We start from the raw sequence: 15,400 nt of genomic DNA, 5'->3' as shown, positions 1-15,400 counted from the left end.
CCTTAACGCAACGCGATTGTATAGTAAAGGAACAGTATGAAGAGGATCAGATTGATGGCGGCCAATGTCCACTTCATTTTCGGCTCTGGGATGTTCAGGGCAAAGATCGTTCCAACAATCGGTAAAAACAGCGCCAATATCAACGAGGTAGTGGATACGGAACCAGGATCTTTGGTAGTGAAGAGGTAAAGCGGATATAGGATGGATAAGAGTGTGAATGTGATGCCGTTTCTGGTTTGTTTCGGTTGCATAGAGCAGCCTCCTTTTTCTGTTATCTGTAATATTTTACCATACTGGAGCGAGCGAATCACAAGGAAGAGGGCCGGAATGCGTGTCCAAAAAATGAAGAAGGATTCTTTCCGGCAGACAGATATGTAACAAAGCTCTTGCAAATTGATTAAATTGTAAATTTTTTCATAAACTTGTGTTAAAATAGCATGAACAGGTGCGGAAACGCTTTTGGTTAAATTTTGATTAGTTAATGATTAAAAAAATATAATTAATTGCTGCCGCTTACTTATTTGATACAAATCGGCATCAAGTGATGTTAGAATGGACTACATAAATAAAATTAGTGGGTGAAATGCATGTTGGGGACGGAAATAAAACAACAGTTTCCTGAAACGATCGTTAAAGAGAACGAAAAATTATCACATTATACATATACAAAAACAGGTGGCCCGGCGGATGCGCTGGTCTTTCCGAAAACAAAAGATGAAGTTGCGGCAATCGTCGCCTGGGTGAATGAAAAGCAAATACCTTTGACGGTATTGGGAAATTCCAGCAATGTCATCATTAAGGATGGCGGCATCCGCGGTATCGTCATGATCTTGACGGAAATGAACCACATGGAAGTGAAGCGCCATAGGTTGATCGTCCAGAGCGGCGCACGCTTGATCGATGCTTCGCGGATGGCCTTGGCTGAGCGGTTGAGCGGCTTGGAATTCGCATGCGGTATTCCCGGCAGCGTCGGCGGAGCGGTCTACATGAATGCCGGAGCTTATGACGGTGAAGTCGAAGAAGTCATCGAATCCGTAGTGGTGATCACACGCGAAGGCAAAATCAAAAATTACGAGAAGAATGAACTTGAGTTTTCCTATCGCCACAGCAAGCTGCAGGAAACGAATGAAATTGTTCTGGAAGTCGTCTTCCATCTGGAAAAAGGCAAGCAGGAAACAATCAAAGCCCGAATGGATGACTTGACGGCTTTGCGTGAATCAAAACAACCATTGGAATATCCTTCATGCGGCAGCGTCTTCAAACGGCCGACCGGGTATTTCACAGGCAAATTGATCCAAGAAGCGGGTCTGCAAGGTTTGATTTGGGGCGGGGCACAGGTGTCGATGAAGCATGCAGGCTTTATCGTGAACATCAATAGTGCCACAGCGACCGATTACATTGAACTGATTGCACATATCAAAGAAGTCATAATGGAACATTATGGTGTTCCATTGGAAACGGAAGTCCGGATCATCGGAGAAGATACAGTGGGAAGCGTATAGGTGAAAAGAAGGCTGGGTGTGAACATTCAGCTCTTTTTTGAATAGCACTTAATTATTTTTTTATTATTTTTTTGAATATATAATGAAGGAGGACTGCCCATGCGAAGACCACTGATATCTTTTCAGAACTTTAGTTTCACCTATTCAGATCAAAAGGAACCGACGTTGGAAGAACTGAATGTCACCATCTACGAAGGAGAAAAAATACTTGTGCTCGGCCCTAGCGGCTCCGGGAAAACGACCTTTGCCCGCTGCCTCACTGGCGTATTGCCGAGTGAAGAGAACGGCGATGCAAGCGGAAACATCCTCTTTCACCATCAGATCAATCAAACGGTTGCCCCCTTTGAAGATTTTCTTCCGAATGAAATGAAACTGGTCAAGAACAGTCTGATTCCCCACGCGGATCAGATGGGAAAATTTGGAGTGAAGCAACACGTCCCGTTCCGTACAGCGGATGATGTGAAAAAAATGGACAATTGGCATGATTTTTTGAAGAAACGCCCTTATCTGAAGCGCAGTTTCATGAAATTGTCGGAACAGCAGTTGGGTGACATCACGATGGCCGGCATCTCCTTGGATGGCAAGCCAGTGATTCTATTCGATGAGCCATTGGCGAATCTGGACCCGAGTTCCGGGGATTTGGCCATGAAATTCATCGATGATCTGCATCGCGTCAGCGACACGACCGTCCTCATCATCGAACATAGGTTGGAAGATGTATTGGCGCAACCGATTGATCGTATCCTGCTGTTTTCCGGCGGGCGGATCATCGCCGATGCGACGCCGGAGGAGATACTCCGCACCGAAATTTTGAGCGATATCGGCATCCGGGAACCGCTTTACATCACGGCCATGCGCTATGCCGGAGTCGATCTGGACAATGTCCGGGAACTGGCGAACGCCAAGAAAGTGAACGGGCCGCAATTAAAGGAACAGATGGAGAGTTGGCTGAATTATCTGCCGCAATTCAGGTATCCCGATTATGATGAAGTGCTTCTGGAACTGGATGGCTTATCGTTCAAATACCCTTGGAACGACAAGGACATCGTCGACGGTGCCTTTCTCCGCATCTACAAAGGAGAAATGATCAGCTTGGTCGGTGCGAACGGCGCCGGCAAATCGACGCTTTCCCGTTTGATGACCGGAGAGGAAAAACCGCAGAGTGGCCATATCTACTGGAAAGGCCATGAAGTCAGCGACATCGATGCGGATGAAGCGGAAAACTTTGTCGGCTACGTCCCGCAGAACCCGAAAGACAGCCTGTCACAGGAAACCGTGTATGAAGAGATTGCCTTAAAACTGAAACAGCGCAACTTGCCGGATGATGAGATCCAAAGGAAAGTCGATGAAGTTGCGAAAGTTTGTGGACTGCAGTACATCAAAGACTTGCCGTTATCAATGCTGAGCTTCGGCCAATTGAAACGGGTGTCGATTGCAGCCGTATTGGCACTTGATCCAGAGTTGATCATCTTGGATGAGCCGGCAGCCGGGCAGGATTTCAGCCATTATAAGGACATCATGCATTTCCTCCAGCGGATCCACCAGAACGGTGTGACCGTCGTGATCGTAACGCATGACATGCACCTGATGCTGGAATACACCCGCAGAGCGGTCGTCATGGCCAAAGGGAAGATCGTGGCCGATACGAGTTCCGCTTTTGTCCTCATCAATCCTAGGCTGATCCAGATCGCCTCATTGAAAGAGACCACCTTGTTCACCTTCGCTAATCAGATCGGAATGACGGATCCGTATTCCTTTACGGAAAAATTCGTCTATTACGATCGGGCAGCGCGGCTATTCTGATGATAATCCCTTTAAGCTCCAAACGCCGGAATGATCATTTCTGGCGTTTTTTGTTCGTATTTTTGCTGAAAATGATGCTACTTCTTATATAATAATAGTGTTTTGTGCTAACATAATAGTGATGAGTGAATATCCGATTGCCTATCCGCAATCGGAGTGATTGTTCAGCGCCCACAAATAAACGATAAAGGCGGGAGAAAATGACTGACAAACCGATCATTACTTTGGAGAATGTAAAAAAAGTATACGATGATGAAACTGTATTGCACGATATTAGCTTTGAACTTGAAAAAGGTAAATTTTACACACTTTTGGGACCATCCGGCTGCGGGAAGACGACTATTCTGCGTTTGATTGCCGGCTTCGCGGACGCTACGGAAGGCATCATCAAAATCAATGGCGAAACGGTGAATGACATACCGGCGAACCGTCGCAAAGTCAATACCGTTTTCCAGGACTACGCATTGTTCCCCCATATGAATGTTTTCGATAACATCGCATTTGGGCTGACGATCAAAAAAATGCCCAAGGACCAGGTCAAGCTGAAAGTTGAGGAAGCCCTGAAAATGGTTCAACTTGAGGGCTATGAGAATCGCGAAATCAGCGAAATGTCGGGCGGCCAGCAACAGCGCGTTGCAATCGCCAGGGCCATCGTCAACGAACCGGATGTGCTGCTGTTGGATGAACCGTTGTCGGCTTTGGACTTGAAGCTGCGCACGGATATGCAGTACGAACTGAGGGAACTGCAGCAGCGTCTTGGCATCACCTTCATTTTTGTTACGCACGATCAGGAAGAGGCATTGGCCATGAGCGATTGGATTTTCGTCATGAACAAAGGCGAGATTGTCCAGAGTGGCACACCTGTGGATATTTATGATGAACCGATCGACCGTTTCGTCGCAGATTTCATCGGCGAAAGCAATATCGTTCCAGGGAAGATGGTTGAAGATTACAAAGTCAGCTTCGTCGGCAAGGAGTTCGAATGTTCCGATGCGGGAATCACGCCGGGCGAAAAAATCGAAATCGTCATCCGTCCGGAAGATCTGGAGTTGACGACTGTCGAAAACGGCAAACTGGTCGTGAACATCGATACGCAGCTGTTCCGCGGTGTCCACTATGAGATCATCGGCTACGACAAGGACGGAAACGAGTGGATGATCCATTCCACCAAGCGTGCGGAAATCGGCAAGGATGTCGGGCTCCATTTCGGTCCGCAGGATATCCATGTCATGCGTCTGGGCGAATCCGAAGAAGAATTCGATGCCCGTCTCGAAAGTTATGAAGAGTAGGGGGGAAGAGACATGACGAAAAATTCTAGAGCGTTTTATTCTGTTCCTTACGTGCTGTGGTTGGGGTTGTTTGTCCTCGCGCCGATGCTGTTGATCCTGTATCAGTCCTTTTTCGACATCACCGGGTCCTTAACGTTTGCCAACTACGCGACCTATTTCAGCTCGGGAAATTATCTGCGGATGACCATGAATTCGTTCCTTTATGCGTTCATCATCACCCTCGTGACTTTCCTGATCAGTTACCCGACGGCGCTGTTCCTGAGCCGGACGCAGCACAAGCAACTTTGGCTGTCCTTAATCATTCTGCCGACATGGATCAATCTCTTGCTGAAGGCCTATGCCTTCATCGGTTTGTTCAGTCAGAGTGGTACGGTCAATCAATTCCTTGGCTTCATGGGCATAAGTCCCCAACAGATCCTGTTCACGGACTTCAGTTTCATTTTCGTGGCGGCCTACATCGAGCTGCCTTTTATGATACTGCCAATCTTCAATTCGATCGAAGAGCTGAACCCGTCCTTGATCGTAGCAAGCGAGGACTTGGGTGCGACAAGGATGCAGACGTTGACTCGGGTCATCTTTCCTTTGACGATGAGCGGCGTGCGCAGTGGCTTTCAGGCCGTCTTCATTCCGTCGTTGTCGCTGTTCATGCTGACGCGTCTGATCGGCGGAAACCGGGTAATCACGCTGGGAACCGCAGTTGAGCAGCATTTTCTCGTCACCCAGAACTGGGGGATGGGATCGACGATCGGCGTCATTCTGATCATCAGCATGATTGCCATCATGTCCCTGACGAGTGACAAAAGGAAGAAAGGCAGGGGAGCTAAATGAAGACAACAGCCAACACGAAGTGGAACAATGCGTTCCTTGCGCTTGTTTTCGCCTTGCTGTACCTGCCGATTTTTTATCTGATTTTTTATTCGTTCAATGCCGGCGGTACCATGAATTCCTTCACTGGGTTTACATGGGAGCATTACCAAGCTGTCTTTGAGGACACGCGCTTGATCGGTATCGTTTTGAACACATTTTTAGTTGCCTTGCTTTCGGCCCTCAGCGCAACTGCAATCGGTACGATGGGTGCAATCTTCATTTATTACACAAAAAAACGCAGCACCAAAAATGCGCTTCTGAGTCTGAACAACGTGTTGATGGTTTCCCCTGACGTCATCATCGGGGCGAGCCTGTTGATCCTTTTCACGTTGCTCGGCTTTTCGCTGGGATTCTCTTCAGTGCTGCTGTCGCACATCGCTTTTTCGATTCCGATCGTCGTGCTGATGGTACTGCCGAAGCTTTATGAGATGAACGATTCGATGATCAGTGCGGCCCAGGATCTGGGCGCCAGCTCTGGCCAAGTGTTCAGCAGAATCCTGATCCCGAGTATCACTCCAGGGATCCTGAGCGGTTTCTTCATGGCCTTCACCTATTCCTTGGATGATTTTGCGGTTACCTTTTTCGTGACGGGGAACGGCTTCACCACTTTGGCGGTGGAAATCTATTCGCGGGCCCGCCGTGGTGTCAGCCTGGAAATCAATGCGCTCAGTGCGCTGATGTTCCTGTTCACGCTGCTGTTGGTCTTGGGCTACTATTTCATTCAACAATACGGGCACAATAAACGTGCGCAACAATTAAAGGCGATTGGAAAACGCGCCGGTTCGGATAAGGCGGTGAAGCGCGGATGAAAAAATTAATGGGAATGGCGGTTGCTGTGCTGCTTGCTTGTGCGGTCATCGCTTTCGGAATTAACTCCTTGAACAGAGCGCAAGGTTTTTCGGATGGGAATACGCTGACGATTTACAACTGGGGCGATTATATCGAACCGGAGCTGATCACAAAATTCGAAGAGGAGTCCGGGTATAAAGTTTCATACGAAACGTTCGATTCGAACGAGGCGATGTACACCAAAGTCAAACAGGGCGGAACGGCCTACGATCTGAGTATCCCTTCGGAGTACATGATCGACAAAATGGCTGAAGAGGGCTTGCTGATCGAACTGGACCATTCGAAGATCGATGGTCTGGAGAATATCGATCCGCGCTTCCTGGATTTGCCGTTCGACGAAGGCAACAAATACTCTATCCCTTATTTCTGGGGAACCTTGGGCATCATCTACAACGACAAAATGGTCACGGAAGAGATCACTTCCTGGTCCGATCTGTGGGATCCGAGCTATGCGAACAGTCTGCTTCTGATCGACGGGGCGCGTGAAGTAATGGGGCTGGCCCTCCAAAGTGAAGGCTACTCGCTGAACGAAACCGACCCGATGATCTTGACTGAGATTGCGGAGAAATTGAAGGACATTACGCCGAACGTCAAAGCGATCGTTGCCGATGAAATCAAGATGTACATGATCCAGGAGGAGGCGGCCATCGCCGTGACTTTCTCCGGAGAAGCCAGCGAGATGCTCTGGGAAAATGAAAATCTTCATTACGTAATCCCTGAGGAAGGCTCCAATCTCTGGTTCGACAATATCGTCATACCGAAGACCGCAAGAAATATCGATGGCGCTTATGCCTTCATCAATTTCATGCTGGAACCTGAAAATGCTGCAATCAATGCGGAATACGTCGGCTACGCGACACCGAACAAAACTGCCATCGAGCTGATGGATCCCGAGATCACCAGCGACGAACAGTTTTATCCTTCCGACGAAATCATGGACAAACTCGAGGTCTACGAAAACCTAGGCGCCAAAACCCTGGGAACGTATAATGACTTGTTCCTCGAAATCAAAATGTTCCGGAAATAGAGGATACGATGAATTGCGGGTAGGGGATAAGCTAACATTTTTAGTGTCAGTATTCTAATTTTCTTCAAAAAGCGGCTGAGAAGTCGCTTTTTGTGTGGAGAAAAATATTGACTTAATCTTAAGGTTAAGAGGTAAGCTTGCATAGAAACATACTAGAATTTCATTTAAGCGAGGCGGGATAATGAGAAAGAGAATCTTGCTAACTTTCATGCTCTTCGCAGTTTGTCTATTAGCCGCTTGCTTTAGACAAACTTTTGAAAGAGGTGAGATAGATTTGAACTCAGGACTACAGATTAACCAATCGTCAGAAAATGGTATTGAGAGTGGAGGAGATAAAATGCAGATACAAATTCAAGATAACACGCATACTGTTGTATTTATGCTAAATAATAGTGTTGCGGCAGGATCACTCTATAAGCAGCTTCCGTTGAAAATAATGGTGGAGAATTATGGGAACAACGAAAAAATATTTTATCCGCCAACAAAACTGAATACCAGTAACACTCCAAGTGCAGAAGGTCCTGCTGGCACACTTGCATATTTCGAACCATGGGGAAATGTCGTCATGTATTATGGCAGCTTTGGACGTTATCGGGGGTTGTATGATTTGGGAATAGCTGTTTCAGGGGGAGAACATATCAAAGAATTGACAGGGGAAATATCTGTTACCAAGGTTTCTGATTGAAATCAGTTGGATTGTATTGGTTTGGCAGACGCACTCACAATATACTCAATAAGTCTGTCGCAGAAATTCCGCTTCACAATCCGCGCAAGGTTGTGCTATCATTAAAATAAGATTAAAAAGAAAGAAGGTAATCTCTTGACTAAATTCATAAGTACAGACAAAGCGCCCGCAGCTATCGGACCTTATTCGCAAGGAACAAGAAAGAACGGCTTCATCTTTTCATCCGGACAATTACCGATCGATATGGAAACGAAAGAGCTTGTGACTGACCCTGCAGCAGCGACAACAGCCAGCTTGAACAATGTTTTGACAATCGTCAAAGCGGGCGGCGGATCGTTGGAATCGATCGTGAAAGTCAACGTGTTCGTGAAGGACATCAACGATTTTGACGCCATCAACGGCGCATACACTGCATTCTTCGGCGAACATAAACCAGCCCGTTCATTGGTGCAGGTTGCCGCTTTACCGAAAGATGCCGTCATCGAAATCGAAGCCATCGCAGGAAAAGACTGATACTAATAAAGAAGAACGGCTATCTCACTTGGAGAAGCCGTTCTTCTTTTATTTGATAGGACTGTGTTCGGGATGTCCGATTCATGCGGGTTATCGGACAAGTTTAGATCTGGACGTGTTCGGGATGTCCGATTCATGCGGGTTATCGGACAAGTTTGGATCTGGACGTGTTCGGGATGTCCGATTCATGCGGGTTATCGGACAAGTTTGGATCTGGACGTGTTCGGGATGTCCGATTCATGCGGGTTATCGGACAAGTTTGGATCTGGACGTGTTCGGGATGTCCGATTCATGCGGGTTATCGGACAAGTTTGGATCTGGACGTGTTCGGGATGTCCGATTCATATGAGATATCGGACAACAATCGATCTGAATGTGTTCTGTATGTCCGATTCTTCCGCTTTATTAGACATTCCTAGCATTGATGTGGATGCAGCACGATGAATCTCAGGTCAATCAATTAGGAGAGAGACGCCCACTATTCGAATGGATTCGCTTTGACCGGTGGCTGATCATCCACCCATTCCGGCTTGACTTCCAGCTGCTGGCCGAAGATCATCATTTTCAGGCGTACGCCTTCACGGGTGGCTGCAAGGCCGCCCAAGCCGGTTTCGCGCAGGGAAGCGGGAAGGTTTTTTCCGACTTTGCGCATCGCTTCGATCACATCGTCGGCGGGTATCTTGTTCGTCAGTCCGGCCAAGGCCATATCGGCGCTGATCAAGGCGTTGACTGCACCGATCGCATTGCGCTTGACGCAGGGGATTTCCACCAGTCCGGCAACCGGATCGCAGACGAGTCCGAGCAGATTGCTGATGGCCATCGCCATCGCTTCCGATGCCTGCTCTGGCGTGCCACCCGCGATTTCGACGGCAGCAGCGGCTGCCATCCCGGACGCACTCCCGACTTCGGCCTGGCAGCCTCCAGCGGCTCCCGCGATCATGGCATTGTTGGCGATCACCATGCCGAACCCGCTGGCGCAGAAGAGCATTTGGACCATCTGCTCCTCCGTCAGCCCAAGCTTGTCCTTGATCGCGAACATAACACCGGGCAAAGTCCCCGATGAACCGGCAGTCGGAGTGGCGCAGATGATGCCCAACGAAGCATTGACTTCGTTCGTGGCGATGGCGCTCTCCACTGCAATCAGCAGGTCGTCGCCTGAAAGGGTATTGCCGCGTTGGCGGTAGTTCCGCAGTTTCACGGCTTCGCCGCCTGTCAAACCAGTGGGGGAAAATACGCCATCGCCAGTTAAGCCTTTTTCGACAGCGGCTTTCATGACGTGGTAATTGTTGCGCATCTGTTCCCAAATATCCTCGCGCGTTCGGTGGCTCTTGGCCATTTCCTGCAGCAGCATCAATTCGGAAATCGGTTTGCCGCTTTCCTCCGCGGCCGTAACCAGTTCTGCAATCTTATTGTACAAAGCCGTATTCCTTCTTTCCTAACTTATCAATATCGCCTTTTCGATGAAAGGCAGCTCGTTGATTTCGTAGATTATTTCTTTGGTGGGGACCGTATCCAGATAGAGGATGACCCATTCGGTATCGCTCTCCCTGAAAATGCGGATATCATTCAGGGGATAGCCTTTGAATGCGAAATAATTCTGCCATTCTGCCTCGCTGTAAAGATGGTATTGGAGCGTATTCTGATGGATGAAATAGATAGGCAGATGCGCATCCAAACGCATCGAAAAGTTGTCGATGGCAACATGGTTCAGGACGATCGAGCCGCCCCCGATGGAACTGCCCGTGACGGATATTTTTTTCTTGTCCCGTTCCAACACCATCTTGGCTGTGTTCGGGTGGCCGACGGGGGAGTCGCCGATCTCTTCGATGAATGTCACGGCTATCTTTTGGGATTCGGCCATCTTCAGGGATTGCGGAATCATCGGATCATCCGCCGCAAAACCAAGTATGCCGCCGAGGATCGCAAAATCGGTGCCGTGCCCGAGATGGGTATCCGCGAACGATTCGTAGTAGTGGATCGTGACCTTTTTCGGCTTGACCTCGAACAGCTGCGCCGCCGCTTTCCCCAATGCCAGGGCGCCGGCAGTATGCGAACTGGAAGGGCCGACCATCACCGGTCCGATGATGTCGAATATGCTTCTGAATGTATGGCTCATGAAGATCCCCTTTCCTTATCGATTCGTGAAAGCTTGCATTTCATTATAGCGAAAAGGCTGTAGGAATGACAGGACGCCAACACGCTTTTTAGCAGATTCTAATGACACATGAATAATAATCGAGAAATTAAATTACCTGGACAATGTGTGTGTCTTTCTGATTCATCCATAAAATGAAATTTTCATGTGGTATTGCAAAAGCTCTCTCATTATCGGCATTCCGGCATAGTAACGCTTCCTTTTCATATGATATAATGACCTCATCATCCTGAAAGGAACGCGTGAGAAAATGGAACTAAAAGAACTGGTTGGATTAAAAGCTGCAGAATACATCAAAGACGGTATGACAGTAGGTCTGGGGACGGGCTCGACTGCTTATTATTTTGTGAAGGAAATCGGTAGACGTGTGAACGAGGAAGGATTGAAGATCACTGGGGTGACGACTTCTATCCAAACGAAGGAATTGGCTGAGTCGTTAGGGATTCCGTTGAAGAGTGTGGATGAAGTTACTTGCATCGACATCACAGTGGACGGAGCCGATGAAATCAGCGAAGATTTCCAAGGGATCAAAGGCGGCGGCGGAGCCTTGCTGTTCGAAAAGATCGTTGCCGATAATTCCAAGAAAGTCATCTGGATCGTCGATGAAAGCAAAATGGTGAAACATCTGGGCGCATTCCCGCTGCCAGTGGAAGTTGTCTGCTACGGATCGATCCAACTGTTCAATAAATTCAACGAAAAAGGCTACAATCCGGAATTCCGTAAGACGGCAACCGGGGACTATTATTTGACTGATGAGAAGAATAACATCATCGATCTGCATCTGGGTGAAATTTTGGATCCGAAGGCACTTGCCGAGGACCTGATCCATCTGACCGGTGTCGTGGAGCATGGTTTGTTCCTGGATTGTGTGGATACCGTTTTGGTCGGTACAAAAGACGGCGTGAAAGTGATCGAAGCGAAAAGATAAGCTTCAACTCAGATGCACAAAAACGTTTTGCGCTGTGCTTGATATTCGAAAAGTCAGATTCAGATGGAGGAAAAGCCTATGAGAATGGTAGATTTAATTATCAAGAAACAAGAAGGCAAAGCATTGACGAAAGAAGAGATCCGTTTCATCATCGATGGCTACACGGATGGGTCGATCCCTGATTATCAGATGAGCGCATGGGCGATGGCCGTATTTTTCCAGGACATGACCGATGAGGAGCGGATGGAATTGACGATGGCCATGGCTGAGTCCGGCGATCAGATCGATCTTTCCGCCATTGAAGGAATAAAAGTCGACAAACATTCAACCGGTGGCGTCGGCGACACGACGACGTTGGTTTTGGCTCCATTGGTCGCCAGCTGCGGCGTGCCGGTAGCGAAAATGAGCGGACGCGGACTGGGGCATACAGGCGGAACGCTGGATAAACTGGAATCGATCCCCGGCTTCCACGTGGAGATCGACGAAGCGACCTTTGCGTCCATCGTGAATGAAAACAAGGTCGCCGTAATCGGGCAATCCGGCAACCTCTGCCCTGCAGACAAAAAATTATATGCGCTGCGGGATGTGACCGGAACCGTGAACTCATTGCCGCTGATCGCAAGTTCGATCATGTGCAAAAAAATCGCAGCCGGTGCGGATGCGATCGTGCTCGATGTGAAAATCGGAGCCGGAGCGTTCATGAAGACGGAAGAGGATGCGCGGGCACTTGCCCATGCGATGGTCAAAATCGGCAATCTGGCCGGCCGCAAAACGATGGCGATCATTTCCGACATGAGCCAGCCTTTGGGTGTGGCTGTAGGGAACGCCTTGGAAGTTGAAGTAGCGATCGAAACGTTGAAGGGCAACGGGCCGAAAGACCTGGAGGCGCTCTGTATCGAATTGGGAAGCCAGATGGTCTATCTGGGCGGGAAATCGGCTGATTTGGCTGAAGCCCGTGCACTTGTGACAGAAAACCTCCGCAACGGCAAAGCCTTGGAGAAATTCAAAGTTTTTGTAGCCTCCCAAGGCGGGAACCCGGCAGTCGTGGATGATTATTCATTGATGCCGCAAGCCTCGCTCCAACAGGATGTTTTGGCAGTAGCATCCGGGTATGTGACGGAAATCGTTGCGGATGATATCGGAGTGGCCGCTATGCTTTTAGGGGCTGGACGCGCCACGAAAGAAAGCACGATCGATCTGTCGGCTGGACTGAAGATTCTGAAAAAAGTCGGTGATCCAGTTCAAAAAGGCGAAGCAATCGTCAGAATGTTCGCCAACAAAGCAGATTTCGGTCAGGCCGAAAAGCTGATCCAGGAAGCCTATTCCATCGGTGAAGAACAAAAAGAAATCACGCTGATCCACAGTGTCATCTTAGATTGAACACAAAAGCATCCGAGCCGCACACGATAAAATGTGTGCAGTTCGGATGCTTTTTAAATATTAGACAAGTATAAAACATTTTCAATCCAAAGGTGCATCACTGTAGATGTTTTACGGGTTTGTAAAATATTTCATGCATCAAAAATGATGTCTAGCGGTACAAGCCTGCCTCTCGGAAATTAGATAAATCTGACCCATTGCGCTCTGCGATGCTCATTCAGGACCAGATTTCCTAAATTTCTTTCGAGGCAGAGCGGGCTTGTACCGCTTTTCCTATTGGTCGAAGGTTACGTTCGTGATGTCCTTGCTCATGTTCATCAGATCGTTCACCAGATCCTTTTTCTTGTAGTAATGCGGCAAATCGATTCCGTAGATGACGATATATTTCGGGTAATCGCTCTCCGGATTCTCGATCAGAAACTTCATGTCCGAAGTCTCGATGTTGTTCTCGGAAAGGAACAATTCGATCGCTTTCTTCAAATCCTGGTGGCGATAATGGATTTCCACATGCAGCCCGCCGATGGAAGTCCTGAGTTTTTTGATGATATGCAGAACGACATAAAGAATCAGGCAGCCGATGAAAGATAGGAAATAATAACCCATCCCGACGGCAATCCCGAGACCGGCGACCGTCCAAATCGTTGCTGCCGATGTCAGGCCGGTGACCGTATCCCGTTTGGTGATGAGGATCGTGCCGGCGCCGAGGAACCCGATACCGCTGACGATCTGGGCGATGATGCGCGTGAAGTCGACCGTGATGCTGGATGCGATATCCGGATTCGCAATCGCCAAGTTCAGACTGTAAAAAGCGATCTCGAGCTGAATCAAGGTGATGAGGCAAGCTGAAACGGAAACGATGATGTTCGTACGCAGACCCGCTGCTTGACGATTCTCTTCGCGTTCATAGCCGATGATGCCACCGACAAATACCGCCGCAAGCAAGCGCATCGTTATTTCCAATGTGCTGATGGAATACACAGCAGTCCCCCCTTTCAAAATAGAGCATTTCTTCTATTTTAAAGCATCTGCAGTATTCTGTAAAAGGAAATGACGATTTTCTGAAAATATGCAGAATCACGCCGATTCTTCCTTCCTCATGTGATAAAATGGGAATTAACATGAATTTTTGATTAGAGGAGGGACAATATGTCGAAAAAAGAGTGGCTGGCTGGGATGAAAGCCATCTATCCGGTTTGTTTCGGTTACATTCCGATGGGTTTGGCCTGCGGGGTGCTGCTGCAGCAAGCCGGCTATCATTGGTTGGCTGTCATGCTGATGAGCCTGATCATCTACGGGGGCGCTTCGCAGTTCATGATCGCTTCGATGACTGCGGCAGGGGCAGGTCTACTGGAAATGGTGATCATGATCTTTTTCATCAATCTGAGGCATCTCTTGATGAGTTCAAGCCTGGCCCACAGAATCCGCGAGAAGAGCACGGTTTTCAGCATATTCTTTGCGCAGACGATCACCGATGAATCGTTCGCTGTCAACACGCTGTATTTCAAAACCGAAGGCATGTGGAATCCAACGAAAGCAATTGCCGCAAATCTCACGGCCTACGCTACCTGGATTTTGAGCACCGGGATCGGGGCGATGGCCGGTAAGAGCATCGCTTTGTCGCCGGTTGTGATGAATTACATCCTCATTGCGATGTTCATCTTCCTGCTCATTTCCCAGATTGAGAACCGTATCGTGTTCTGGACGGCTGTATTTTCCAGCATCATAGCAGTCCTGTTGATGAGTCTGCTGCACCATAACATCGCCATCGTCCTGACGTCGATTCTGGCCTCCGGATTTGGGCTGTACCTTCAGAATAAGAAAGACGAAAAGGAGGGGATTTTGCGTGGATGATAAAGCATTATGGCTCATTTTGGGTGGCGGTTTGGTGACTTTTCTGCCCAGATGGCTCCCGATTGTTGCCTTGAAGAACGCGCGGATTCCAATCTGGTTCCAGAAATGGATGAGCTTCCTGCCGGTTTCCATCTTTTCGGCATTGATCGCTTCGGATATCTTTTTCTGGGAAGGCAATGTTTCCTTGAATATATTGGGAAACGCCAAACTATTGCCGTCGCTTGTGACTGCAGTGGTGGCTTATTATTCGAAAAATATGATTCTCTCCGTCATCGTCGGCATCGTGGGCATCAGTCTGATGGTGTGGGTACTTTGATTTTACTTTCCTTTTTTTAATTGCTTTGCCATCTTATTTTCATAATTCTGTTGACATACTTTTGTTTCTTGATTATGATGAATGCATAAAAGAAGAGGAGGCAGTCGAATGCAAACGATCACGCGTGTTACAGCAATGAACGGAAAAAGCTGGCAAAGCCGCATAGTGTAGGTTGATCGTGTGACAGGACTGTCCATAGATGCAACCTCAGATTTAATCTGGATTAGCGTCTATG

Annotated in this window: 16 protein-coding genes; 12 read left to right on the top strand and 4 right to left on the bottom strand. The window is 48.3% G+C overall.

All coding sequences use genetic code 11. From position 1 onward, the window contains the following. Positions 1–2 precede the first annotated feature (2 nt). The gene (locus tag ACKPBX_RS03220; protein WP_086627168.1) at positions 3–251 is read right to left on the bottom strand and encodes a hypothetical protein; all 249 of its coding nucleotides are present in this window, start codon (positions 249–251) and stop codon (positions 3–5) included. Between the two features lie 336 nt (positions 252–587). On the opposite strand from ACKPBX_RS03220, the gene murB reads away from it, so the two are divergent. From murB to ACKPBX_RS03180, 8 genes are all read left to right on the top strand, one after another. Next, a complete protein-coding gene (gene murB, locus ACKPBX_RS03215) occupies positions 588–1,502 on the top strand; it encodes a UDP-N-acetylmuramate dehydrogenase (RefSeq protein ID WP_086627171.1) in 915 nt (304 codons plus the stop codon). Between the two features lie 99 nt (positions 1,503–1,601). After that, complete coding sequence (locus ACKPBX_RS03210; protein ID WP_319995974.1) at positions 1,602–3,305, top strand: ABC transporter ATP-binding protein; 1,704 nt, start codon at positions 1,602–1,604, stop codon at positions 3,303–3,305. 200 nt (positions 3,306–3,505) lie between these two features. Next, a complete protein-coding gene (locus ACKPBX_RS03205; RefSeq protein WP_086627175.1) occupies positions 3,506–4,594 on the top strand; it encodes an ABC transporter ATP-binding protein in 1,089 nt (362 codons plus the stop codon). 12 nt (positions 4,595–4,606) lie between these two features. Beyond that, positions 4,607–5,422 carry an ABC transporter permease gene (locus tag ACKPBX_RS03200; RefSeq protein ID WP_319995973.1) on the top strand — a complete coding sequence of 272 codons (816 nt, stop codon included), beginning with the start codon at positions 4,607–4,609 and terminating at the stop codon, positions 5,420–5,422. Beyond that, positions 5,419–6,270, top strand: a complete 852-nt coding sequence (locus ACKPBX_RS03195; RefSeq protein ID WP_086627179.1) for an ABC transporter permease — start codon at positions 5,419–5,421, stop codon at positions 6,268–6,270. The genes ACKPBX_RS03200 and ACKPBX_RS03195 overlap by 4 nt, the downstream gene beginning before the upstream one ends. Then, on the top strand, positions 6,267–7,337 hold the full coding sequence (locus tag ACKPBX_RS03190; RefSeq protein WP_319995972.1) for an ABC transporter substrate-binding protein: 1,071 nt from the start codon (positions 6,267–6,269) through the stop codon (positions 7,335–7,337). The genes ACKPBX_RS03195 and ACKPBX_RS03190 overlap by 4 nt, the downstream gene beginning before the upstream one ends. Before the next feature lie 181 nt (positions 7,338–7,518). Then, on the top strand, positions 7,519–8,022 hold the full coding sequence (locus ACKPBX_RS03185; RefSeq protein WP_233442712.1) for a cyclophilin-like fold protein: 504 nt from the start codon (positions 7,519–7,521) through the stop codon (positions 8,020–8,022). A gap of 135 nt (positions 8,023–8,157) precedes the next feature. After that, a complete protein-coding gene (locus ACKPBX_RS03180; RefSeq protein WP_140185236.1) occupies positions 8,158–8,535 on the top strand; it encodes a Rid family detoxifying hydrolase in 378 nt (125 codons plus the stop codon). A gap of 478 nt (positions 8,536–9,013) precedes the next feature. On the opposite strand, the gene sdaAA is transcribed toward ACKPBX_RS03180, so the two are convergent. Then, the gene (gene sdaAA, locus ACKPBX_RS03175) at positions 9,014–9,952 is read right to left on the bottom strand and encodes an L-serine ammonia-lyase, iron-sulfur-dependent, subunit alpha (RefSeq protein ID WP_140185235.1); all 939 of its coding nucleotides are present in this window, start codon (positions 9,950–9,952) and stop codon (positions 9,014–9,016) included. Positions 9,953–9,970: 18 nt separating this feature from the next. Next, positions 9,971–10,651: a serine dehydratase beta chain gene (locus tag ACKPBX_RS03170; RefSeq protein WP_119093406.1), complete on the bottom strand. Its 681-nt coding sequence runs from the start codon at positions 10,649–10,651 to the stop codon at positions 9,971–9,973. A 289-nt stretch (positions 10,652–10,940) separates the two neighbouring features. Between ACKPBX_RS03170 and rpiA the strand changes: the two genes are divergently transcribed. Both rpiA and ACKPBX_RS03160 read left to right on the top strand, forming a co-directional pair. Then, positions 10,941–11,618: a ribose-5-phosphate isomerase RpiA gene (rpiA, locus tag ACKPBX_RS03165; RefSeq protein ID WP_086627193.1), complete on the top strand. Its 678-nt coding sequence runs from the start codon at positions 10,941–10,943 to the stop codon at positions 11,616–11,618. 78 nt (positions 11,619–11,696) lie between these two features. Next, positions 11,697–12,998, top strand: a complete 1,302-nt coding sequence (locus ACKPBX_RS03160; protein WP_319995971.1) for a pyrimidine-nucleoside phosphorylase — start codon at positions 11,697–11,699, stop codon at positions 12,996–12,998. A gap of 273 nt (positions 12,999–13,271) precedes the next feature. On the opposite strand, the gene ACKPBX_RS03155 is transcribed toward ACKPBX_RS03160, so the two are convergent. Next, complete coding sequence (locus tag ACKPBX_RS03155) at positions 13,272–13,976, bottom strand: MgtC/SapB family protein (RefSeq protein ID WP_319995970.1); 705 nt, start codon at positions 13,974–13,976, stop codon at positions 13,272–13,274. 168 nt (positions 13,977–14,144) lie between these two features. On the opposite strand from ACKPBX_RS03155, the gene ACKPBX_RS03150 reads away from it, so the two are divergent. After that, positions 14,145–14,849 carry an AzlC family ABC transporter permease gene (locus tag ACKPBX_RS03150; RefSeq protein ID WP_319995969.1) on the top strand — a complete coding sequence of 235 codons (705 nt, stop codon included), beginning with the start codon at positions 14,145–14,147 and terminating at the stop codon, positions 14,847–14,849. Continuing rightward, entirely contained in the window at positions 14,842–15,165 is a 324-nt protein-coding gene (locus ACKPBX_RS03145) for a branched-chain amino acid transport AzlD family protein (protein WP_119093411.1), read from the top strand. The genes ACKPBX_RS03150 and ACKPBX_RS03145 overlap by 8 nt, the downstream gene beginning before the upstream one ends. Positions 15,166–15,400 lie beyond the last annotated feature (235 nt).

Origin of the sequence: Trichococcus shcherbakoviae, assembly GCF_963666195.1 — a bacterium.
GTDB lineage: Bacteria > Bacillota > Bacilli > Lactobacillales > Aerococcaceae > Trichococcus > Trichococcus shcherbakoviae.
The sequence above is the reverse complement of the archived record's forward strand: the minus strand, read 5'-3'. Positions and strand labels throughout refer to the sequence as shown.